The following is a 21,834-nucleotide window of genomic DNA, read 5'->3' on the forward strand; positions in this document are numbered from 1 at the left end:
GGCGGCGTACGCGGGTGGGGTGTTCTGGCCTATGCGGTGGTCCACGGCGGGCAGTATGGCCGATGAGGCTGTGTGAGTGGTAGCCGGGTCAGGCCCACTTGCTGTCTGCTCGATTACTGCACCAGGACAGCGATGAGGTGAACGACGACGACCTGGTCTTCGCCGGCCTCCAGGCCTTCCACCTCTCCGCGGCGCTACCGCGTCAAGGATCGCCGTGCGCTACGTGGCGCGGCAGGCGCCCCTTCGCGTGGGCGGGTGGTGGTGAGAGCCGGGACAGCGGCCTCCGCCCTCCTCGCGCCGACCGGTGATCCGCCACGCTTTGAATAAGACTTGCCTTATATAAGGAACAGCTTGCATGATATGAGCCATGCATGCATTCGATGTGCTCGGGGATCCGGTCCGGCGTCGCATCCTGGAACTGCTGGCCGAAGGCGAGCGGACCTCCGGGGCAGTGACCGCTGCGATCCGGGAAGAGTTCGCGATCTCCCAGCCGGCCGTCTCCCAGCACCTGCGGGTCCTACGCGAGAGCGGGTTCACGACGGTACGCGCTGAGGGCGCGCGTCGGCTTTACACGATCGACGCAGCGCCGCTGCGCGAGGTGGACGTCTGGCTTGAGCGCTTCCGCGGCTTCTGGGAACAACGCCTCGACGCGCTCGGCACCGAACTCGCCAGGGGCAAACGGGCCAGGCGACTGCATGACGGCACACAAGGGGGCGGCAATCGCAGTGCGAAGGATCGTACTGCCGGAAGAGCGAAAGAGGAGACCCCAGGTGGCTGACGTCATCGACCTGATCAACGCCATGCACCGCCAGGTGCGGGACACCGAGACACCCAAGGGCACAGGCCGCAGCATCATCATGCGGCGCACCTACGACGCCGCCGTCCACGACGTCTGGGAGGCATGCACCGACCCGGAGCGCCTCGGACGCTGGTTCCTGCCCGTCACGGGCGAGCTCAAGCCCGGAGGCCGGTACCAGTTGGAGGGGAACGCGGGCGGCGAGGTGCTGCGCTGCGAGCCGCCCCGCCTGCTGCGGGTCAGCTGGATCTTCGGAGAGCCCAAGGAGGGCGACCTCAGCGAGGTCGAGGTGCGCCTGACGCCCGAGGGCGAGGAGCGCACACTCTTCGAACTGGAGCACACGGCCATCGTCGACCCTGCGTTCTGGGACACCTACGGTCCCGGCGCCACCGGTGTCGGCTGGGACCTGGGCCTGGTCAGCCTCTCGATGTACCTCACCGAGGGCGAAGCGTTCGACCGCGAGGCGACGCAGGCGTGGAGCGAGTCCGAGGAGGCGCGCTCGTTCCTGGCCGCCAGCAGCGAGGCCTGGGGAAAGGCGAACGCGGACTACGGCACGCCCGCCGGAACCGTCGCGGCGATGACCTCCGCCACCACGGACTTCTACGTGCCGCAGCCGTCCTCCGAATCCTGAGGCGAGGTGGGCGACCGGACGGCCCGCCGCCGGCCGGTCCCTCGCGCACGTCATGGATCCCTTGCTCTGTGCAGGCGTCGCTTGAAGAGTGGACCGGGCCGACGCAGGCTGTCTGCGCCGTCCTGACCAGCCGCGTGGGAGGCTTCCTCCTCGGGTGCCTGGCCATGGCACGGCAGGACCCAGGTGGGACCTTACGCGGCCGCTTCATCCGGAGCACTGCCCGGTGGCGCCGCCCCGTCCCGCTCCTTACGGTGAGGGCCGAAGGCTTCCCGGGCCGGCAGCGAGGGCGGAAACATGATCAGTGGCGCGCACGTCGTCGTGTTCAGCCAGGATGCCGAGGCCGACCGGGCCTTCCTCCGGGACGTGCTCGGCTTCCTGTGTGTTGACGCCGGCCGCGGATGGCTGATCTTCGAGCTGCCGCCCGCCGAGGCCGCGGTACACCCGTCCGATGCATCCGGTGGCCACGAGCTGTTCCTGATGTGTGACGACATCCGGCAGACCGTGGAAGAGCTGTCCGCGCGGGGTGTGGACTTCACCCAGCCGGTCGGTGACGAAGGGTGGGGGCTGCTCACCGCCCTCCGCCTCCCGGGTGGGGGCGAGCTGCGTCTGTACGAGCCGCGACACCCGCTCGCGCGCGGCCTCCGCTGAGGACGACCGGCGACTGCGCGGGGTCGTGGCCTTCTTCCGGATCGTACGAGAGGTCCCGCTGCCGGCCGGGACCGTCTGGGAACGACTCACGCACTGGGAGGGGCACGCCGCCCACGTGCCGTTCACCGCCGTCGAGGTGATCACTCCGCCATCCACCCGTTCGGGAACGCGGTTCGTCGCCCGCACCCGTCTCGGCCCCGTCGCCTTCGACGACCCCATGGAGGTCGTGCGATGGGAGCCGCCCCGGTCCCGCGCCGTTCCCGGCTACTGCCGGGTGGAGAAGCGAGGGCGCGTGGTCCAGGGCTGGGCCGAGATCGCACTGCAGCCAGTTGCCGGAGAGGCGGGTGCACGATGGTGTCGTGTCGTGTGGTCCGCCGATGTGCGCTTGCGCGGAGTGCCCCGATTTTTCGACGGTCTCACGGGAAGGGCTGCACGCCTCATGTACGGGCGGGTCATTGACGGCCTGCTGCTGGGAACGGGCCGGGCAGGTGGCCGCGGCAACCATGACCGCACGCGACAAGGGGGCTGAGCCCAGCCATCGCCTCTACTCCGCGAGTGGACCTCGGTTTTCGACTCGTCCATAGGTGAGGGAACCGGAAAGGCATCGAGAAGTTCAGGGAAAGCGTGCGCCGTGAGCGGGAGAACTGACCGGCCCCTCTGGCCGACCTGGCAGCCGAACACGTGGTGCCGTGCGCGCAAGTGGCGGTTCTCGCCGACCGCGAGATCGCTGACGCGGTGGCCGGTGTGCTCAGTACGAGCGGGCAGGTGGCGACCACGGCCGACTCGGTGTTCCAGATTGGTCGCCGGACGCTCCGGAAGATCACCTGCCCTGGTCGTTGATCACGATCATGCCCCGGCGTCCGGTCCGCACAGCCTCGTGCACCAGCGCCTGGGCGAAGAACCGGCGCCCAGCCGGGTGACTCCCGGCCCGCCCTGGGCCGTGTCCTTGAAGAGGGGCGGACAGGCCCCGGCTGCCCGAGATCCACCTGCGCTATCCGCACCGGCACCACCCGGACCGCGACGGGGCCGAACAGCACACCCGCCAATGGCCGGCCCAGTGGAACCTGTTCACCGAGACCGCACAGCGCGACAACGCTTCCCACGTCTTCGGGCACCTGGGCGCCTACGCCTACCCGCTGGCCGGCCGGGAGCTCCTCCACCTCGCAGCGGACTGGATGACTTGGCTCTACGCCTTCGACGACGGCGACGTCGACGCCTTTTCGCTGCCCCGGGAGATCGCGAACAGCCCGGTCGACTTCATCTTCAACCTCCCCCTGGTCTGCTCCCGCGCCCACACCGGCAACGGCCGGGCTGGACCAGGCGGCGCAGCTCGCCAACGACCGGATCAGGACCTTCGCTGAACTCCACGAACAGGCGGAGCCGGCCGCGGACGCGGCGACCAGGGCCTATCTGAAGAGCGTTCGTGCATGGCTGCAAGGGACGTACGACTGGATGATCGACTGCGGGCGCTACCACCCCCACTGGCGACAGGAAGACTGGCCCGCCCGCACGGCGCCGCCATTCCCGGCTGAGTGCAGCTCCCTCTCGGGGACCGTCTGAGCTGCGGAGATGCTGAGGTTGTCTGCGATGGCGGGCTGTTGTCCCCCATGCCTCCCAGGGTTACTGCAGGACTTCGGGGGCGCCGATGGGATCGTTGTCTGAAGAGCTGGAACGCCGGGAGGCAGAGGTCCGGGCACGCTTGGAGGAACTCCGCGGCCAGATCGACGGGTTGACCCGTCGGCTTGCCGCGGAGGAGGAGCAGCTGACGCGGCTGCGGTTCACGCGGGAGACCGTAGATGAGCTCTTCGCCGAGACCGTTCCGGACACCGCGCCGGAGGCACGGGATGACGGCGGAATAGCTGGGGGGAGACGCCTGGCGTTTTCGCGTCCGAGACGGATGCGGTGATCGGTGTACGGACGCTGCCGCCGTGGGGTCCGGGCCTGGAGGAGCCGGTGCTGCCGAGGACCTATCAGGATCTGCTGGAGGCGCTGGGGGATGCGGGTAGTCCATTGCGGGCTACTACCTCGCCCGGGAGCACCGCCGCGGTCACCCAGGCGCTGACCAGGACAGATACCTCTCACCGGCTAACGGCAACTGCACACAGAACGGGCCGTACCACTGAACCCTGCCCAACGGGCCCCACTGGGCGCCGCTTGACCTTGCCACTGGCGGCAGGGTTGAACGATCACGGCATGGACACCAGCACCGCACCGCAGAGCAGCAGGATCGTCGCCGTCACCGGGGCCGGCACCGGGATCGGCCGGGCCACCGCCCGGGCCTTCGCCGCCGAGGGCGCTCACGTGCTCGCCGTCGGCCGGCGAGCCGAACCGCTTCACGAGACCGCCGCCGGTCGCCAGCGGATCACCCCGCTGGTCGCGGACATCACGACCGCGGGAGAGCCCGAGCGAATCGTCCACACCGCACGGGAGTTGCACGGCCGGTTGGACGTGCTGGTCAACAATGCCGGCATCGTACGCAGTGGTGCCCTCGGCACCCTTACACCGGAGACGATCGCCCCGCAGATCGCCACCAACCTGATCGCACCCATCCTGCTGGCCCAGGCCGCGCTGCCCCTCCTGGAGGCGAGCGGCGGGGTGATCGTCAATGTGAGCACGTCGGTGGGGCAGCGGGCCTGGCCGGGCAGTTCGGTCTACGCGGCGACCAAGACCGCACTGGAGCTGCTGACCCGCAGCTGGGCGGTCGAACTGGCACCCCGCGGGATCCGTGTGGTCGCGGTCGCCCCCGGTGCGATCGACACCCCGATCGGCGAACACCAGGGCCTTACGCCGGAGCGCATGGCCGCGGTGCGCGCATGGCAGCTGGCACACACCCCGCTGGGCCGGATCGGCCGCCCCGAGGAGGTGGCCTGGGCCATTACCCAGCTCACCTCGCCGGCTGCGTCGTTCGTCACCGGAGTCGTGCTCCCGGTCGACGGCGGGGCGGTCGTGGCGTGATAGAAGTGCCCCCGGAGGTGGAACAGATGAGGATCGGTGAGCTGGCCAAGGCGACCGGGACGACCGCCCGTGCGCTGCGGCACTACGAACAGGCCGGGTTGATCTCCTCCGAACGGGCCCTCAACGGTTACCGTATCTACGACGAACGGGCAGTGGTACGGGTCCGCAACATCCGCTACCTGCTGGCTGCCGGACTCACCCTCGACGACGTCCAGGCGTTCCTGCCCTGCCTGGACGGCGATGTGGCTGCCGCGCCACCATCGGACAAGGGGCTGCGGGTCGCGTTGGAACGGCTGGCGGTCCTCAACGAGCGGATCGCTGCCCAGACCGAGGCCCGCGACCGGCTGGAGGCCGCACTCCGGCACAAGACCGGCGGCCGGATCCGCTCGGTGGCCTGACCCGGCTGTCTCACGGCGCAGGCCGAAGACACCCTCACCGCATGACCGACAAGCTCACTCAAGAAGACCCGCACCCATCAGAAATCGCCGCGACTGGTCAACACCGTGAGGACGCCCGACAGGCGGCTGGTCATGGAATTCGTCTGTGGCGGGGGACCGGCCGGCGACTGATCGGCTGACAGCCGACCCACCGTCAGCAGGACGCGGACGCGCTGCCCGTCCTCGTGGCGGCTACGGAGAGGCGCCGTTCAGTGGCGTGACTGGCAGTGTCAGTGCTGGTGCGTAGGCTGGCCGGATGAGCTGGGACGTTTTCATCATGCGGTTTCCGCCCGGAGCCGGGGCGGTAGATGAGATCGCGGGCGACTGGGAGCCGCCGAGTCTGGGCTCGGGTCGAGACGTTCGCGTTGTCCTTGCAGAGGTGTTGCCGGGCATCGAGTTCTCACCTGGTGGGTGGGGGGATTATGAGGGTCCGGGCTTCTCCGTCAGCACCCCGGTCAACGAGGCTGACGACGCGCCGGTCGCCGGAGTCAGCCTCTTCATCCATGGCGGCAGCGAAGCAGCAGTTCACGCCGCCCTCGCGGTCGCCGATGCGTTGAAGGCGCGAGCCTTCGACACAGGGTCGGGAGACTTCCTCACCGCGGACTCCGCTCAGTCGGCCTTCGACGCATGGCGTGCATACCGAGACCGTGCCCTGGGCCAGTGTGGACCCTGAGATCCACTGTCGCTTTGTGCGCCGGGGATTGGTGCCGACTTTGTGAGGGGGCGTTGGTAAGCCTCGCCGGTGGCCAGGATCTGTCCCACGCCGTGGTGGGTGGCCGGGTGAAGGTTCTTCGAGCCCGGTGGCCTGCAGGCCCGGAACGAGCGCCGTGGCCGTGGGGGAGGGCGCACGGGGCAGCGCTGGGGCCGTAGTACCGAGACCGTGCCGTACTTGGCTGGACCGTCCACGGTGCCGGGCGCGCGCCTTGCGACGGGAGTGAGGGGTGCCTTCGAGTCGTTCACCGTCATCGCCTCTCCGCCGGGCGCATCAAAACCGCAGGTCAGAGGGATGGAGCGGGCATCTACTTGTTATGCAGGTGTTTGCCTGCATAATGGAGAGGTGAGCAGTGAGATGGACCGGGTCTTCAAGGCCTTGGCCGATCCGACCAGGCGGTTCGTGCTGGACAGGCTGCGCGAGAACAACGGCCAGACGTTGGGTGAACTGTGCGAGAGCGTGCGGATGGCCCGGCAGTCGCTGACCCAGCACCTCGGCGTGCTGGAGGCCGCCCACCTCGTCAGCACCGTCCGCAAAGGCCGCGAGAAGTTGCACTACCTCAACCCCGTACCGCTCCACGAGATACAGGAGCGGTGGATCAGCACCTTCGACCAGCCACGGCTGGACGCGCTGAGCGCACTGAAACAGAAAGCAGAGTTCCTCATGAGCACCGAGAACGAGCCGCGCCCCGAGTTCGTCCACACCACCTACATCGCCGCCACCCCGGAAAAGGTCTGGGAGTGCCTCATGGACCCCGAGGCGACCGCGGCCTACTGGCACCACCACAACGTCTCCGACTGGCAGCCCGGCTCCTCCTGGGCCCACCGCCGCCTGGACGAGTCCGGCATCGATGACGTCATCGGCACCGTCGTCGAGATCGAGGCGCCGCGCCGCCTGGTGCTGACCTGGACAGGCCCTTCCGAGGAACGCCCCCATGGCCCGTCCCGGGTCACCTTCGAACTCAAGCCGTACGGCGAGACCGTCCAGCTCACCGTGACGCACGTCAACCTGCGCGACGAGCAGGAGCTGCGCCAGATCACGGGCGGCTGGAACTTCGTCCTGTCCAACCTGAAGACGTACATCGAGACGGGCAAGACTCTGCCGGTCCCTGCCTGGCGCCCCTGAGGCCGGCGGACCGGGACCGCATGAGCTGCGGTCCTGGTTCCCGCCCGGCACCCCGGTAACCGCGCGGCGCTTGATGCCGGGGCCTTCGAACCTGCCTGGCATCGTTCGATGAGCCTTCGGCGTCCCTCGATGTTCAAGGGCGCGTTCGTAGGCGTTACTGGAGCACCTCGGTGCCGGAGCCGGCCGTGATCATTGCGCGGAAGGGGAATGCGATGAGCAGCGCAATGGCGATCAGGAATCCGCTCGACCACAGCGGCCCGAGGCTCCCGGCTCCGGCGTTGAGGGTGGCCGCGGCGATGAGGGGGCCGACAGCGGCGCCGACGTTGAGTGCCGCGGTTGCATACGAACCGGCCATGGTGGAGGCTCCCGCGGCCTCGTAAAGGACCCGCGTGATCAGGGTGCTGCCCAGCGCGAACGACAGAGCACCCTGGACGAACACGAGGGCAAGCAGAGCAACCGGCTCATCGGCCAGCACGGCCGAGGCCGGCCAGCCGATCAGCAGCAGCGGACCACCGACCGCGATGACCGCGCCGGGGTTCCGGTCGGACAAGCGACCGGCGACGGTGACCCCGACGAAGGAACCGATACCGAAGAGCACCAGGGCGACAGAGACCCACAGCTCACTCAGCCCGGCGGTGTCGGTCACGACGGGGGCGAGGAAGGTGAAACCGGCGAAGGTGGCTGCGTTCACCAGCGCGCCCAGCAACATCACCAGGATCAACCGTGGCATCGCCAACTGGGCGAGCTCCGCTCGCAAGGCCGCCCCGCCGGTCGCCTGTTCCCTTGCGCGTCCCGCTGGGATGCCCTTCAGGATGCCGAGCGCTGCCGGCAGACAGAGGGCGGCAACGGCCCAGAACGCGGCCCGCCATCCGAGCAAGGCGCCGAGCACCGAGCCGCCAGGGACACCGGCGATGGTGGCCACCGTCGTGCCTGACAGCAGCACGGCCAGCGCACGTCCCTTCTTGTCGGGCGGGACCAACGCGGCGGCAGCCGTCAGAGCGACAGCGAGGAACCCTGCGTTCGCGAGCGCGGCAACGACCCGGGTGGCGAACAGGAGCGGGAAGCTCGTGGTGCTGGAGCCCACGGCGTGAGCTGCTGCGAAGGCGAGGGTGAACCCGAGCAGGCTGGAGCGCCTGGGCCAGTTGCGGGCAAGTGCGGCCACAAGGGGGGCGCCGACGATCATGCCGATCGCGAAGGCGGAGGTGAGCATGCCTGCTGTCCCGACGCTGACGCCGAGATCCGAGGCGATGTCCGGCAGGAGGCCGGCGAGCATGAATTCCGAGGTGCCCATGGCGAAGACCGCCACAGCAAGAAGGTAGAGCGGAAGAGGCATCGAGTGGCTCCGAGGCGAGGAGAAGTGCGAGGAGGTCATCTCGTCACCGCGGTCGGCCCCCGAAAGGCCCACTCGTCTGAAAGGCCCAGTTGCCGTGCGGCCGCAGAACGCGGCACGACGGCAGGGCTATGAGCTCAGTGGTTCAGGGGGCTGACGGCGTGACCGAAAGCCCCCGCCTTGTCTGACTCAGGACTCGACATGATCCGCATGCTACCCGGCCGATACCCGTCGAAGCATCGTGGTTTCACCGGGATCGGCTTGTGCCACCATCGTCATGCCCCGCAACAACTAGGCGTGCGGGTTGCCAGTTCGTACAAGGACCGTTCGTATGAGGACCGCCATGACCGGCCCTCTCACCGGCGGCCGGCCCGAGCGTCTTCTGTCCGAGAGACCGGAGACAAGGTATCGACCGACGCGGGCACGCGTCGGTCCCGGTGGCCGGTTCGGATACGGTGCGCTCCTGGAAGATCAGTCAGGGGAGTACGCCGTGGCAGCAGCCGAATCAGCGGCGGCTGCGGGCTGCGGCGGGGGCCCAGGACGAGGCGGCGCAGGCGTACCCCGTTGCCTGAGACTCTGAGTATTCCACGGCCGGGCATCACTGGGCACCAGTGGAACATGGGCAGTGCATCCCGCCCGGACGTGCTGAACATCAGCAACTACCGGTCGGCGGGACGGACGTTCAGTTCGGCAACGAGGTTATCGGGGGGCCAGGAGGCCGTCCACCAGGGCTCGGAGCCCGTCGACGTAGGTGTCTTCTGCGGTCAGCGACGACCAGTGGTCCGCGACTTGTGCCAGGCGGGGTAGCTCGGTCGGGTCGAGATCGGTGAAGACTTGTTCCCGGTAGGTGGGGCGGGTGTCGTCTGTACGCCGCCGGCCCGCTGTCGCGCGGACCACGATCTCTCCGGCGGTGTAATACCAGATTGCGCGGTAGCCGTGTACCGCACGCTCGGAGGGCAGGCCGCATTCGATCAGGCCGTCAACGATCTGCTCGACGAACCAGAGGGCGGAGGTGGCCATGAGGTCGTCGGCGGTCAGTACTTCCACGATCCACGGGCAGGCGGCGAGCGCCTCGTGGATCGTGGCAGCGGCGGCGATGACCCGCTCGCGGGGCTGGGCGGGTAGTTCGGGTCGGTGCAGCGTTCGCGCGGCGTAGTCGTCCAGCAAGAGGACGAGCAGTTCTTCCTTGTTGCGGACGTGGTGGTAGAGCGCCATGGGCGTACTGCCGATCTCCGTGGCCAGCCGCCGCATGGTCAGTCGGTGCACGCCTTCCGCGTCCACGATCCGGCGGGCTGTTGTGACGACCTCCTCTCGGGAGATGCGGGGAGGCCGGCCGAGGGTTTTGCGCGGTGCTGACGTTTGCGGCATGCCTTCATCATCCCTCAGGTGTGGACAAGATCGGCCCCCTCGGGCTAGTTTCCTTACATGTACAAAAACTTGCGAAGACGCCCTGGAGTGGTGCTGGCAGCCGTGGCTGTTGCCCAATTCGCCGTCGCCCTCGACTTATCCGTGGTCAACGTCGCCCTGCCCGCGATCCGCGCCGCGCTGGGGTTCGCGCCGCGCGACCTGTCGTGGATCGTGCATGTCTACGCGCTCACGCTCGGCGGATTTCTACTGCTGGGAGGCCGCGCGTGCGACCTCTACGGCCGACGACGGCTGTTCGTGCTGGGCTTGGTCGTCTTCGGGATGTGCTCACTGGCCGGCGGGGTTGCCCAGGCGCCCTGGCAACTGATCGCAGCCCGCGCCGGCCAGGGCCTGGGGGCCGCCGCGGCCACCCCGGCGACGCTGGCGATGCTCACCACCACCTTCCCCGAGGGTCCGCAGCGCGTACGCGCACTCGGAGTGTGGAGCGGGGTGAACGCCGCAGGCGGAGCACTGGGCGTGCTGGCGGGCGGGCTGCTGACCCAGTACGCGGGCTGGCGCTGGGTGATGCTGATCAATCTGCCCATCGTCGCGGTGGCTCTCGCGCTGGTCCGCGCAGGTATGCCCGCCGAAGCACGCCCCGCCCGGCGCGAGAGGCTGGATGTGCTCGGTGCCGTCCTGGCCACCGGGGGAGTCGGGCTGCTGGTCACCGGTGTCGTGCGTACCGATGCCCAAGGATGGGACTCCTCGGCCACATGGACGATGCTCGTCGCGGGGGCCGTTCTCCTGGCCGGCTTCGTCGTCAGGGAATCCAGGGCTACCGCACCGCTGTTGCGTCTCGGCCTGCTGCGCAGCCGCTGGGTCGTCGGCGCCAACGTGCTGGTCTTCTTCTCCACGGCCGGGCAGTTCGCATCGTTCTACTTCGTGTCCCTGTACATGCAGCAGGTCCTGGGCATGGGAGCCGCAGCAACCGGTGCCGCGTTCCTGCCCTTCTCTATGAGTCTGATCGCGGGCACCCTCGTTGCGACCCGCGTCACCGCGGCACGCACTCCTCGTACGTCCCTGGTGCCGGGCGCCCTGCTGGCCGCCGCTGGCCTGACCTGGTTCGCCTTCAGCAGCCCCGACGGCGGCTTCCTCACCGACGTGCTCGGACCGTGCATCATCACCGGCTTCGGCGTCGGACTGGTCATCGCCCCCATCGTCGCCGCCGCAACCACCGGCGTCGCCCCTCATGAGGCCGGCATGGCCTCCGGCCTCATGAACAGCTCCCGCCAGCTCGGCGGCTGCATCGGCCTGGCGGCCCTGGCCACCATCGCCGCACACCGCACCGGCACGGCAACCGACCCCGCCGCGATCAACGACGGCTACACCCTGGGCCTTGCCGTCGCCGCCGCCCTTTTCGTTCTCGCGGCCGTCGTGGCCATCAGCGTGCTGCCCCGCCGCCAGGCCGTAACGCCTGCACCGCAACACGTCACCCCTGCAAGGAATCAACTGGAAGGAACGCCGTCATGACGACAACACCCCCCTCTCCCATCGACCTGTTCGCCGCGGCGCTGCACATCCACCCCGACGGCGGTGTCCGAGCCGCCGAACGCCGGATGACGAACAGCGACTCCGGCGCCTGGCAGATCGCCACGTTCCACGTGGAGACCGACGCCGACGTTCACGCCGACCACTGGGAGATGCACCCGCAGGCGGAGGAGGCGGTCTGCTGCCTGACCGGCGGTGTCCGCCTCTACTTCCGTCCCGCCAGGCCCGACGACGGCGAGGCCATGGTGCAGTTGCGGCCGGGCACCGCCGCGATCGTCCCCCGCGGCCGCTGGCACCGCCTGGAGCTGGACGCCCCCAGCGACCTGATGTCGATCACCCTTCGCCATGGCACCCGCCTCGAAAAACGTACTGACACTCGCTGACCGCGGGGTGGCTCTGGCGGCCGTCCCAGCCGCCCTGGCTGTTCCGGCCGCTTCCTCGTCACCTCCTGAGTGTTGAAGTCCCAGAGGTGGCAGGGGTCGCGATCGGCTGGCCGGTGTGAGCGGGGCTGGTGGGAGCGTTGTCGAAGGTGCGGGTCGTGGTGGTTCCGGCGCGTACGGCGATGTTGTCGGCGCTGTAGCGGCTTGCAGGCGCACCGGGAGCGGTGGGGGCCCAGTAGGTGATGTCCCAGGTGCCGCGTTCCGGCGTGACGAAGTAGGCGGCGGTGCCGGGGACCGCCAGGCGCCTGGTGAGGCCGACCGTCGGCCCGGCGCTCGGCTGCAGATCGACGGTCGCGGGCCCGGTGGTGCCGGGCCGGGCACCACCGCGGACCTCCACGGTGGCCAGGTCCTTCGCGGAGGGGTGGCGGGTGAGCCCGGTCAGGGCGCGGGACCCGGTGAAGACGTATCCGAGTGCGTAGTCGGCGGACTTGGTCGTCCAGTACGCGTCGTACCACTGTTTCACTGCCCCGGGTTCGGTGTCGGGGCCCAGGTGAGCGACGCGCAGGCTCGGTGTGGCGATCATCCGGTTGACGAGGCGGGTGGTGCCGGCGTGCTTGACCTCGGTGACCATCATGCCGTGCAGGAATGCCGCGGAGCGGTCGGGCGGCCGCACGTCGACGGGGGCTGTGGTGCGCGCGTCGACGGTCACGGTGGTGTTGCGGTCGAGTTCGAGGCGCGGCTGGACGATCCAGTCCGTGCCGTCCGCGGCGTTGCCGGTGGTCAGATAGCTGTCGAGCAGGTAGCGGCCCTTGGGCAGGCGCACGGTGGTCGTGCCGGAGGCGTCGTGCGGGTTGGCGGACTTGCCGGCGCCGGGGCCCGAGATGCCGGTGACGGTGGTGTCGTAGGTCCCCGTCGGGCTGCCGCCGCGGTCGAGGTGACGGATCGTGAGGCTGTAGGTTTCCGGCGCTGCGGCGAAGGCCGCGGCGCCCGGGGCCGTGGCGTCCAGGGCAGGCGTCGCGCAGCCGACCAGGGCGGCAGCGACGGTCAGGACCCGCAGGACGCTGCGGCGGGGTACGGAAGAAGTGGTCATGATCTGCACTGCGCCGCAGGGCACGGGAGTTCCTGTGGGCTGCGTCACTCGGAACGCGAGGCCGGCGCCCGCACGGGCCGTGTGGTGCACATCACCGGAACCCGCGCGGCGAAGGTGACAGAGCAGAACGTGGAATCACTGATGAGGCACCGCTTCCGCCGCGGAGACCGCGACGCCCTGGCGGAGCTGTACGACGAGCACGCCCAAGTGCTCTACCGCTACGCCCTGCGGGTGACGGGCGACTGGGCGGAGGCCGAAGACGTCGTCTCGGCAACCTTCCTGGAGGCATGGCGCGGCCGGGAAGGCGTGCGGCCCGACGGGGACAGCCTGCGCCCATGGCTGCTGGGAATCGCCACCAACATCATGCGCCGCAACGCCCGTGCACGCCGCCGCCGCGACATCGCGCTCGCCCGTATCCCGGAACGCGGCTCGATTCCCGACTTCGCCGACGACCTCGTCGCTCACCTCGCGGACACCGAGCAACTGCGCGCCGCACACGCCGCACTCGCCCGCCTGCGGCGCCGAGACCGGGAGGTCTTCACCCTCGTGGTGTGGGCGGGCCTGGACTACGCGGCCGCGGCCGAAGCGCTCGGCGTGCCCGTCGGCACGGTCCGCTCGCGCCTTTCCCGCGCCCGTACCCGGCTGCGTGAACTCGCGGACACCGAAGCCCGCGCCGCGCGCTCGCAGACTCCGCGGACCGGAGCCGAGCGGACTCGCCCGGCGACCGGGGAAGGTCCCGCCACCCGCGTCGAGACGCTGGACGATCCCCTCGACAGCCCCCGTGCCAAGCCCTTCACCAAGCCGCTCACCAAGCCCTTCGCCAAGCCTCTCGACGAGCTCGAACCGGGCCGTCTGACCGTGGCGCGGCCCTTGACCCAGGAGGACCACGGATGAACACCACCCCGCGGCGCCGTCCGCTCCACGGGGCCGAGTCCGAGGAGGCCGAACGCCCCGGTCTCGCCGCCCTGCTGCCCCCGCCACCGGTCCCCGGCCTGAGCCCCGACCGAGAACTGCTCCTGAAAGAAGCACTGCTGCACAAGGCCGACCTCCCCGAGCCGCCAGGAAGCCTCGCCCCTCGTGCCTCACGCCTGCATGCGAGCCGCCGCCTGGTACTCCGGGTCATGGCCCCGGCGGCCGCCTGCGCCCTGGCGGTCTGCGGCATCGTGGCGGCGAATCTCGCGGACACGCCCGGGCACCAAGCCCCCGCGGCCCCCGGTGACGACGCCGCCCGTACACCCGAAGCGGCCCGGCTCCTCGGCCGCATCGCCCTCGCCGCCGCGGCACAGAAGCAGCCGGCCGTCCGCGCTGACCAGTTCGTGTACATCGAGAGCAAGGTCGCCTACGCCGCACAGAGCGCCGCAGGAAGTTCCCCGGCCCTGGCTCCTCCCGTGCACACACGGCAGGTGTGGCTGTCCGCCGACGGCAGCCGTCCGGGCCTGCTGCGCGAGGAGGGCCGGCAGGACACGCCGCTCGGCGCCGACGACACACCTGTCTACGCCCTGGACGGCCCGGGGGCGACGCCCCGGCCGACCACCCTGCGCAAGGACCCGTCGATCAGCGACCCGACCCACCAGTACGTCGCATCGCTGCCCACCGACCCCGTCGCCCTGCTGAAGCTGATCCGGGGCGAGACCCGTGGACAAGGACGCAGCCCGGGCTCGGACCCCGACCAGCGGGCATTCGCCGCGATCGGCGACCTGCTGGCCGAGACGTGGGCGCCACCACAGGTCAGCGCCGCGCTCTACAAGGCCGCCGCGAAGATCCCCGGGGTCACGGTGGTCCCCTCGGCCGCCGACGCCACGGGACGCGAGGGCATCGCCGTCGCCCGTACGACGCACGGGCGGCAGACGCAGTGGGTCTTCGACCGGAGCACGTACGCGTTCCTCGGCGAACGTACGGTCCTCACCGAAGCCGGGGAGGCGGGCCCGGCCGGGACGGTCGTCGGCACCTCCGCTGTCCTCACCAAGACTGCAGTCGACCGCGCCGGCGAGGCTCCCGCCGGGCACGGATGACGCACCGAGGCGGGCCGAGGTCCAGTGCTCGCCATCCGGTAGTTGCCAAGGGAACGTGTACGGGACGTGTTACGCGCCCGCAGGAGAATCAGAAGAATCAGCGGCCCACGCGGGCGCATTTCCTTGAGCCGGTTCCTCCTGGTTGACCGTGACTCTGGTGAGGCTGTTGGCTTCCCTCGGCTTGAACACCATCCATTGCTTCAGCAAAGGACAGTCGCATGAGCTATCTCAGACGGAGTCTCAGGCGGACGGCCGTCGTGGCGGCGGTTTTAGGGACCTGCGCGACAGTGCTGCCGGCGGCTGCCGCTACGGGAGGGTACCGGGCGCGCACCGAGCGCGTCAGCGTCGCCGCCGGCGGTGCGGAGGCCGACGGCGAGTCGGGGCAGGGGAAGATCAGCGGCGATGGCCGCGTGGTCGTCTTCAGCTCAGGCGCCGGCAACCTGATCCCGGGCGATTCCCGCAAGGGCGGCCTGTTCGTGAAGGAGTTGCGTACCGGCAGGATGGAACGGGTCGCCGTGGCCACCGACGGCACACCGGCCGACGGCTCTGTGCGGGACGCGGCGGTCAGCGGCAACGGCCGGTATGTCGTCTTCAGCTCCGACGCGACGAACCTCGTGCCGGGTGGCAACCCCACCGGCAGCACCGAGGTGTACGTACGCGACCGCTGGACCCGGCGCACCGAAATCCTCATCGAGGACCCGAAGCAGTCCCGCGTCGAGACCAGCGAACCATCGATCAGCGCGGACGGCAGCCGTATCGGCTTCAAGAGCACAGCAACCAACTTGATCCCGCAGACAAGCGCCGACAAGGACCTGCAGGCGCGGCCGCGGGCCCGCGTGTTCTACGCGCACGAGCTGCGCACCGGCCGCACCGAACTGGCCGCACACTCCCTCACCGGATCGAAAGTAGCGGTTCTCACCGACATCGTCGCCGACGACACCAACCACACCACGGATGCCTTCGCCACAGACCTGCGCACGGGCGTCACCCGGCGTCTCAGCGTGGCAGCCGGCGGGGCCGAGGCCGATGGCATGTCCTACGGGCACGTGGCCATGAGCGCCGACAACCGGTACGCGTTCTTCACATCCGCTGCGTCGAACCTGGTCCCGGGCGACACCAACGGCAAGGAGGACGTATTCGTGCGCGACCTGCGGACCGGCGCGATGAAACGCGTCAATGTCGCGTCCGACGGGACCCAGGCGAACGAGTTCACGTTGAATTTCGGTGTCGACCTGTCCGGGCGCACGGCGGTGTTCGACAGCGCGGCCGGCAACCTCGTGCCCAAGGACACCAACTGCGGGAGCGACGTCTTCCTCCGGCACCTGCGGTGAGCTGAGTGGCTAAGGATTGAGCATCCAAAGGATTGAGCATCCAACTGCCGGCATCACCGACCGGGTCAACGTGGCCTCATGGCCCAGCCGGTCCGGCGCGTCGGAGTCGCACTCGGGGCGCTGGTACGGACTCCCTGTGCGCCCCTCTCACCACTATGTGCCCACTGAAATCCACCGTCTGTCGCGTAGGCGCTCTCGTAGAAGCTCACCCGGATCACTATCATTACAGATAGTAATTGATCTGCTACAAAAGGTAACTGCAAAAGGTAACCGATGGAGTCTGATGGCGATGCCCTGCCAGGGGAATCCGCGGACGGTACCGATCCCGTGCGCTCCGGTCGGACACTTCAGATCGCGGAGGTGACCGCCCGGCCGGTCGCCATCCGGTGTATGGGCCGCTCCTACCGCGTGAGAGCACAGGGCGACACGGTCGTCTTCCACGACGTCACCGACATCACCCGCCCCGTCGCCCTGGGCGCGGCTCACCGCACCGACGACGGCACCTGGGACATCGTCACGGCGCGTGGCCGGCACCTGCCGCCGGCCACGGAGCTGCTGCCCGTCCTCGTCGCCCTCCGTCACGCCTACTGGCCCTGAGCGCGCCCCGGCCCCACTCCGCCCGCGTTACAACCTTGCGGCGTCGGCCAGCAGTCGGGCCAGATGCCGGTGGCCTGCTCGGTTGGCGTCGTCCAGGGGTGTCCCTCCCCAGCGGTCCACCGGCTTCGGGTCGACGCCTGCGGACAGGAGGAATTCCACGGTCTCCCGGTGCCCCTCCGCCGCGGCCAGGTGCAGGGCGGTGCGTCCGTCGTAGTCGGTGGCCCCGAGGGGGACATTGCAGGCGGCGAGGCGGCGGATCTCGTTGAGATCGCCTTGGCTGGCGGCGAAACACAGCCCCACGATGCCTTCGATGGCACTCTGCTGACGCTTGAGGCGCGGGTCACGCTTCCCGGCACCGGCACCGGCACCGGCACCGGCGCCGGGACCAAGGCCGGTGAGCAAGTCGTAGGTGTGGATGTTGTAGCAGTCGACCAGGCGCCGGCAGACCTCGATCCCCCGCACCGAATTCCCCTGGGCGTCCAGACGGGGCGACCAGATGGCGATGCCCATCAGCTGTGGCACGACCAGCATCAAGGCACCGGATACCCCGCTCTTCGCGGGCAGTCCGATGGTGAAGGCGAACTCGCCCGAGAAGTCGTACAGGCCGCACGAGGACATCAGTGACAGGCAGTGGCGCACCGTCCGGGCGGAGAACACGGGATCCTCGGTCAACGGGCACACTCCCGCATTGGCCAGGGAAGCCGCCGCAACGGCCAGTTGCTGTGCGTCCACCTCGATCGAGCAGCACTGGAAGTAGAACTCCAGGGTGGCCAGGAGGTCCGTGCCGGGCGGGAAGGCGCCGCGTTCCCGCATCGAGTAGCCGAGGGCGAAGTTGCGGTCCGCGGTGCTGCGCTCGGACAGGTAGACGGAATTGTTGAAACCGACGCTGCGCCCGCCCGCGAGGCGTTTCCAGGTCTCAGCCACGTAGTCGAAGCGATCCGCGGCATCCAGGCCGCGCCGGATGAGCGCGCAGCTCATGATGGCCCCGGCATTTATCATCGGATTGTGCGGTAGCCCCGCCTTGTTGAAGGTCAGCTCGTTGAAGCCCTGCCCGCTCGGCTCCCGTCCCACATGACGGTGGACGGTGTCAGGCCCGTGCTCCTCCAAGGTGAGGCAGTAGCTGACGGTCTTGGACACCGACTGCAGGCAGAAGTTCACGTCCGCATCCCCGATCGAGAAACGCTGCCCGTCCACCGTGCAAACCGAAATCGCGAACTGGTCCGCGTCCACCCGCGCGAGCTGGGGAATGTACGCGGCGACCGCGCCCCTCCGGTCGGCACGGACCTCCTGGTGGATGCGCTGGAGATCGTCCACGAGCGCAGGGAAGTCAGGAACCGCGAGCTCCCCGCGGGCCGCCCGCTCGATGAGGCCGCGGTTGAACTGGGTGACTGCGGAGAACTCCTCCGCAGTCAGCAGCAATGGCTGAGCCGGCAACTGAGCGGAGCCCGAGCCCATGCGGTCCAGATTGGAGATGGTCTCGGCGATCCTGGGGTCGTCGGGCAGAATGCCCGCTTCACGCAGTACCCGCAGCAGCAGATCGGGAGAGAGCCGATCGGACGAGTCGTGCTCGAAGCAGCCGAGAACACCTGGATGAGTTCCTCCACCCCGGCAACGAAAGGTACTGGGCGCGGAGGGGCGGTCCGCAGGCCGCTTCCCAGGCCTCGCAGCGGGCAAAGAACTCCTCCGATCAGCTGCAGCGTGCGGGCCCTTGCACCTTTCCGGGAAACCGACCGGTGGGGCGTCGCAGGCCGAACCGGTGGGGCAGACGGGAAGCACTGTTCCGGCAATCCCCACCGCACCGACGATTCCCGGCCACCAGAGACGAAAACCAGCCCCACCGGGGCAGGCGCGCTCGGCCCGGTAGTGCAGTTGCGAAGCCCGGGGCGCTCCACTCCCTACGCGCCGCACACCCCCGATGCGCTCCGCCGCGGACCGTCGATGCCTGTCCAGTGACGGGCGCTGCGGGGGGCGACGCGCTGACTTGCGCGCGCCCGGGATCAACTCGCCTTCTTCATCGCCTCGGCACGGTCCGGACGTTCTGCGAAGCCCACCACGGGCCCGGCAGCACCGGGAGCCGTCGGCGACCGAAGCTGAGCCGGCCTATGGCATCGGCAGGCAGGCGCGGCACCGCATCCTCTACCGCCTCGGCGATCCCGGGCGCTGGGTGCGCAACCGCCAATACGCCGCTGCCGGCATACCGGCGTTACGCGTTCACTGATGACCGGATCGCATCTGTGAACTCGATTGCCCATTAAGTAAATTGACGCCGTCCGCTTGAGTGATTGAATACGCAAGAAGCTTGGCGGGCTGCCGCCCGGTGACCGTTTCACCGGGCCGCATGCTCAGCAACACCGACTGCCAGAACCTCTCGGAGCCCGCGCTCTCCGCCGTCAACTTCACGGCTTCAAATATCGAGGTCTACTACAACCACGACTGCCGGACCGGCCTCCCTGACAAGCCCGGCGACTGGGCCTACGGGCTCGGCAGCCTGCATTGGGCCAACTTCACCCACCCGGCTCTCAGCTACAAGGTCGTCCGCTAGGAAGCGTCCTGCGCATTCCCCGGCCCGGAGGCCGGACCACCGGCACTGACCTGGCGGCCTGCCGGTGAGGTGCTCCATAGCGGACCTCATAGGCGGTCACGGCCGGCAGGATCGCAGGATCGCCACCAGGCGGCTGACCGGCACGCGGCTTTGCCGGTCAGCGCCGGAAACTCCTCCGGAACGAAAGCGGCCGGCGCGGTCCAGATGGCGGCCTGGCAGGCCGCCTCATAGCGGGTGAAGGCGACATAGCTGCGCAACGCCGGGCTGGTGGCCACATCGACACCACAGAGGCCGGCACACCACGTCGTGCAACAGGCCGTCCGGCCCGCTACGTCCAGCTTGTGAATCCGTCCCTGCCATGAACCCACCCTTCTGGGCCGATCATGCGCCCGTCCTCCCACGCTCGCAGGGATGGACCCCGGCCCGACAGTCCGTTGAACGTTTCCGGCGGGGGAGGGGCCGTGCCGGCCGCGCCGATGCGTCGCGACCTTCACCTGAATGGGTGGTTCCGGCATGAGGAGTAGCAGGAGCACACTCCGACTACAGCGTGGACCGGCTGACAGTCACGCTGGATCGATGACCCCAAACCGATGGCCCCAGGGGGGTGGGCCCGTGAGGGCGGCCCGGCCGGTCTCGGTGTCCCACCCCTGAGGCCGAGGCGTCGCAAGCCCGGCCGCCACCTCGAGCCCCCACATCCTGAGCGCCCGGCAGGCCGCCCATCTCTCACCTGCCGCAGGCCACTGCGAAGGCTCCCCACCTCGGCTGGGGAACCAACCGGCCCGTGCCGCTGTCCGCGCGCGAGGCGTGTGCGGGACCGGAGTGCAGGTCAAGTTCCATACCGGACACGGATGATGTTCACCCGTCGGAGGGAAGACCCCCGCACGGCTCGTCGGCCTGCGGTCCGCGGGTGACACGCTCTCGTGCATGACCGACATCATCAAGAACGCTCAGCTCGTGCCCGCCCAGGAGTTCCGGCGCATGGACGCGGACGGCGACGGGACCGTCGACCGGAACGACTTCCTGCGGGCGCCGCACCGGCTCATGGCCGAGCTCGGCATCCCGGAGGAGTCGGACAAGGGGAAGGCCCTCCTGGCCGCCAACGAGAACCAGTGGCAGTTCCTGCTCACCCTCGGGGACGCGGACGGCGACGGGTCCCTGTCGGAGGAGGAGTACGTGGCCGCCCGCACTTCCCCCGCCTTCCGCTCCAAGGACCGGCCCGGCAAGGGCGAGGTGTGCCGGACCCTGTTCGCCCTGCTCGACCGAGACGACGACGGCTCGCTCGACCGGGACGAGTTCCTGCGGGCCGCCGACTTCCTGCACATGTCGGCCGAGGAGGCAGGGGCGTACTTCACCGAACTCGACGCTGACGGCAGCGGGCGGCTCGACTCCAAGGAGTTCCTGAAGGCGGTGAAGCGCTTCTACACCAGCTGAGACCCGGCCCGGCCGGGGCCGGGTGGCTGACGGCCGATCGCCACCACCCAGGCGTGTGCCGTCTGCCGAGCTCCGGGTCGGAGTTTTCGTCGTCGGCGGCGAGGGTTTCCCACGGCAGGGGCTCTTCCAGCCACCCGGCGTTGCTGTCCCGAGCGTACCGGCGGCGGATCCGCCTTGCTCGGGCGAGGGCCCGGATACGCGGTCGTCCACTCGAACGGACCCGGAGAACCGGAGAGTAGATGGCATCCGAAGCCTTACGAGGCGCGCTCCCGGAAGATCCGGTCCAGTTGCCGCTCCAGGACCGCGACCGCTGACTCCGGGCTGCGTTGTCCGACGAGGATGCTCGTGCCCAGCCCCGCCGTGAGGGCGAGCAGAGTGGTCGCTTCCAGGCGGGGGTCCGTTCCGGGGTGGGTGAGGTTCGCGTCCCGGGCTTTGTTCAGGAGGTCGGTGAGCTGCTCCTCGGCTGCTTCGGGGCTGCGGATGAAGGGCTGGGAGGCGAGGGCTTCGTCGGTCACGGCCAGGATGGCGTAGGAGGTGTAGACGAGGTGGAAGGTGCGGCCGGCTTCGTCGGTGGGAAGTGACGTCGTCAGGATCGCCTCGATCACCGCACGCGGGCCCGGGTTGTCGCCGGCGGCGCGGAGCCGGGCGGCGACCCGTTCGCCGAATCGCTCCGTGAGGTGCTCCAGCCCGTAGAGGAGCAGCTTCTCCTTCGTGTCGAAGTAGTACTGCACCAGCCGCAGTGACACGCCTGCCTCCGCCGCCACGTCGCGCATTCGCGCGGCGTGCAGCCCACGGCGTCCGGCGACGCGGAGAAGCGCCTCGGCGATCTCGGCGCGCCGTTCTGCGTGGTCCACGCGTTTGGGCATCGGTTGCGGCTCCGCTCTTCGTTGACAAAGGACTTCGTTGACAGGGGCTTCTTCAGCAG

General features: G+C 69.4%; 24 protein-coding genes. 18 read left to right on the forward strand and 6 right to left on the reverse strand.

Going from position 1 to position 21,834, the window contains the following annotated elements; all coding sequences use genetic code 11:
• The first annotated feature begins 367 nt into the window (after positions 1-367).
• The 10 genes from B7P34_RS01520 to B7P34_RS01565 all read left to right on the forward strand — a co-directional run bounded on the left by B7P34_RS01520 (position 368) and on the right by B7P34_RS01565 (position 7,304).
• Complete coding sequence (locus tag B7P34_RS01520) at positions 368-778, forward strand: ArsR/SmtB family transcription factor (protein WP_106673895.1); 411 nt, start codon at positions 368-370, stop codon at positions 776-778.
• The gene (locus B7P34_RS01525; RefSeq protein ID WP_106673896.1) at positions 771-1,427 is read left to right on the forward strand and encodes an SRPBCC family protein; all 657 of its coding nucleotides are present in this window, start codon (positions 771-773) and stop codon (positions 1,425-1,427) included. Before B7P34_RS01520 ends, B7P34_RS01525 begins: the two co-directional genes overlap by 8 nt.
• 294 nt (positions 1,428-1,721) lie before the next feature.
• Positions 1,722-2,075, forward strand: coding sequence for a VOC family protein (locus B7P34_RS01530; RefSeq protein WP_106673897.1), 354 nt, complete (start codon positions 1,722-1,724; stop codon positions 2,073-2,075).
• Between the two features lie 25 nt (positions 2,076-2,100).
• The gene (locus tag B7P34_RS39610; RefSeq protein ID WP_106673898.1) at positions 2,101-2,604 is read left to right on the forward strand and encodes an SRPBCC family protein; all 504 of its coding nucleotides are present in this window, start codon (positions 2,101-2,103) and stop codon (positions 2,602-2,604) included.
• 646 nt (positions 2,605-3,250) lie between these two features.
• Complete coding sequence (locus B7P34_RS01540; protein WP_106673899.1) at positions 3,251-3,436, forward strand: hypothetical protein; 186 nt, start codon at positions 3,251-3,253, stop codon at positions 3,434-3,436.
• 832 nt (positions 3,437-4,268) lie between these two features.
• Positions 4,269-5,030: an SDR family NAD(P)-dependent oxidoreductase gene (locus B7P34_RS01550; RefSeq protein ID WP_106673901.1), complete on the forward strand. Its 762-nt coding sequence runs from the start codon at positions 4,269-4,271 to the stop codon at positions 5,028-5,030.
• A gap of 26 nt (positions 5,031-5,056) precedes the next feature.
• Complete coding sequence (locus B7P34_RS01555) at positions 5,057-5,428, forward strand: MerR family transcriptional regulator (RefSeq protein ID WP_106673902.1); 372 nt, start codon at positions 5,057-5,059, stop codon at positions 5,426-5,428.
• Between the two features lie 41 nt (positions 5,429-5,469).
• Positions 5,470-5,607 (forward strand): hypothetical protein, encoded by a 138-nt coding sequence (locus tag B7P34_RS37120; protein WP_189382333.1) that lies wholly within the window; start codon positions 5,470-5,472, stop codon positions 5,605-5,607.
• A gap of 116 nt (positions 5,608-5,723) precedes the next feature.
• On the forward strand, positions 5,724-6,140 hold the full coding sequence (locus B7P34_RS01560) for a hypothetical protein (RefSeq protein WP_106673903.1): 417 nt from the start codon (positions 5,724-5,726) through the stop codon (positions 6,138-6,140).
• Between the two features lie 384 nt (positions 6,141-6,524).
• On the forward strand, positions 6,525-7,304 hold the full coding sequence (locus tag B7P34_RS01565) for an ArsR/SmtB family transcription factor (protein ID WP_223267374.1): 780 nt from the start codon (positions 6,525-6,527) through the stop codon (positions 7,302-7,304).
• Between the two features lie 154 nt (positions 7,305-7,458).
• On the opposite strand, the gene B7P34_RS01570 is transcribed toward B7P34_RS01565, so the two are convergent.
• Positions 7,459-8,637 carry a Cmx/CmrA family chloramphenicol efflux MFS transporter gene (locus B7P34_RS01570; RefSeq protein ID WP_106673959.1) on the reverse strand — a complete coding sequence of 393 codons (1,179 nt, stop codon included), beginning with the start codon at positions 8,635-8,637 and terminating at the stop codon, positions 7,459-7,461.
• Between the two features lie 696 nt (positions 8,638-9,333).
• Positions 9,334-10,002 (reverse strand): TetR/AcrR family transcriptional regulator, encoded by a 669-nt coding sequence (locus B7P34_RS01575; protein WP_106673905.1) that lies wholly within the window; start codon positions 10,000-10,002, stop codon positions 9,334-9,336.
• Positions 10,003-10,104: 102 nt separating this feature from the next.
• Here B7P34_RS01575 and B7P34_RS01580 point away from each other — a divergent pair, with 102 nt between their 5' ends.
• Positions 10,105-11,508: an MFS transporter gene (locus tag B7P34_RS01580; protein ID WP_223267375.1), complete on the forward strand. Its 1,404-nt coding sequence runs from the start codon at positions 10,105-10,107 to the stop codon at positions 11,506-11,508.
• The gene (locus B7P34_RS01585) at positions 11,505-11,909 is read left to right on the forward strand and encodes a cupin domain-containing protein (RefSeq protein ID WP_106673907.1); all 405 of its coding nucleotides are present in this window, start codon (positions 11,505-11,507) and stop codon (positions 11,907-11,909) included. The genes B7P34_RS01580 and B7P34_RS01585 overlap by 4 nt, the downstream gene beginning before the upstream one ends.
• 58 nt (positions 11,910-11,967) lie before the next feature.
• On the opposite strand, the gene B7P34_RS01590 is transcribed toward B7P34_RS01585, so the two are convergent.
• Positions 11,968-12,996, reverse strand: a complete 1,029-nt coding sequence (locus B7P34_RS01590; protein ID WP_146166687.1) for a hypothetical protein — start codon at positions 12,994-12,996, stop codon at positions 11,968-11,970.
• Positions 12,997-13,137: 141 nt separating this feature from the next.
• Between B7P34_RS01590 and B7P34_RS01595 the strand changes: the two genes are divergently transcribed.
• The 4 genes from B7P34_RS01595 (at position 13,138) to B7P34_RS01610 (ending at position 16,936) form a co-directional block, all read left to right on the forward strand.
• Positions 13,138-13,890, forward strand: a complete 753-nt coding sequence (locus B7P34_RS01595; RefSeq protein WP_106673960.1) for an RNA polymerase sigma factor — start codon at positions 13,138-13,140, stop codon at positions 13,888-13,890.
• Positions 13,887-15,008: a CU044_5270 family protein gene (locus B7P34_RS01600; protein WP_106673909.1), complete on the forward strand. Its 1,122-nt coding sequence runs from the start codon at positions 13,887-13,889 to the stop codon at positions 15,006-15,008. Before B7P34_RS01595 ends, B7P34_RS01600 begins: the two co-directional genes overlap by 4 nt.
• 218 nt (positions 15,009-15,226) lie before the next feature.
• Positions 15,227-16,339 carry a TolB family protein gene (locus B7P34_RS01605; RefSeq protein ID WP_146166688.1) on the forward strand — a complete coding sequence of 371 codons (1,113 nt, stop codon included), beginning with the start codon at positions 15,227-15,229 and terminating at the stop codon, positions 16,337-16,339.
• A gap of 360 nt (positions 16,340-16,699) precedes the next feature.
• Positions 16,700-16,936: a hypothetical protein gene (locus tag B7P34_RS01610; protein WP_146166689.1), complete on the forward strand. Its 237-nt coding sequence runs from the start codon at positions 16,700-16,702 to the stop codon at positions 16,934-16,936.
• A 27-nt stretch (positions 16,937-16,963) separates the two neighbouring features.
• On the opposite strand, the gene glsA is transcribed toward B7P34_RS01610, so the two are convergent.
• Complete coding sequence (gene glsA / locus B7P34_RS01615) at positions 16,964-18,844, reverse strand: glutaminase A (protein ID WP_353620223.1); 1,881 nt, start codon at positions 18,842-18,844, stop codon at positions 16,964-16,966.
• A gap of 430 nt (positions 18,845-19,274) precedes the next feature.
• On the opposite strand from glsA, the gene B7P34_RS01620 reads away from it, so the two are divergent.
• Positions 19,275-19,478 carry a hypothetical protein gene (locus B7P34_RS01620; protein ID WP_106673913.1) on the forward strand — a complete coding sequence of 68 codons (204 nt, stop codon included), beginning with the start codon at positions 19,275-19,277 and terminating at the stop codon, positions 19,476-19,478.
• A gap of 86 nt (positions 19,479-19,564) precedes the next feature.
• Here B7P34_RS01620 and B7P34_RS36595 read toward each other — a convergent pair whose 3' ends face one another.
• Entirely contained in the window at positions 19,565-19,753 is a 189-nt protein-coding gene (locus B7P34_RS36595) for a hypothetical protein (protein ID WP_146166690.1), read from the reverse strand.
• A gap of 649 nt (positions 19,754-20,402) precedes the next feature.
• Between B7P34_RS36595 and B7P34_RS01625 the strand changes: the two genes are divergently transcribed.
• A complete protein-coding gene (locus tag B7P34_RS01625; RefSeq protein WP_106673914.1) occupies positions 20,403-20,909 on the forward strand; it encodes an EF-hand domain-containing protein in 507 nt (168 codons plus the stop codon).
• A gap of 254 nt (positions 20,910-21,163) precedes the next feature.
• Here B7P34_RS01625 and B7P34_RS01630 read toward each other — a convergent pair whose 3' ends face one another.
• On the reverse strand, positions 21,164-21,763 hold the full coding sequence (locus tag B7P34_RS01630; protein ID WP_223267376.1) for a TetR/AcrR family transcriptional regulator: 600 nt from the start codon (positions 21,761-21,763) through the stop codon (positions 21,164-21,166).
• Positions 21,764-21,834: the final 71 nt, after the last annotated feature.

It is taken from the genome of Streptosporangium nondiastaticum (genome assembly GCF_003011965.1).
In the GTDB taxonomy this organism is placed as follows: domain Bacteria; phylum Actinomycetota; class Actinomycetes; order Streptomycetales; family Streptomycetaceae; genus Streptomyces; species Streptomyces nondiastaticus.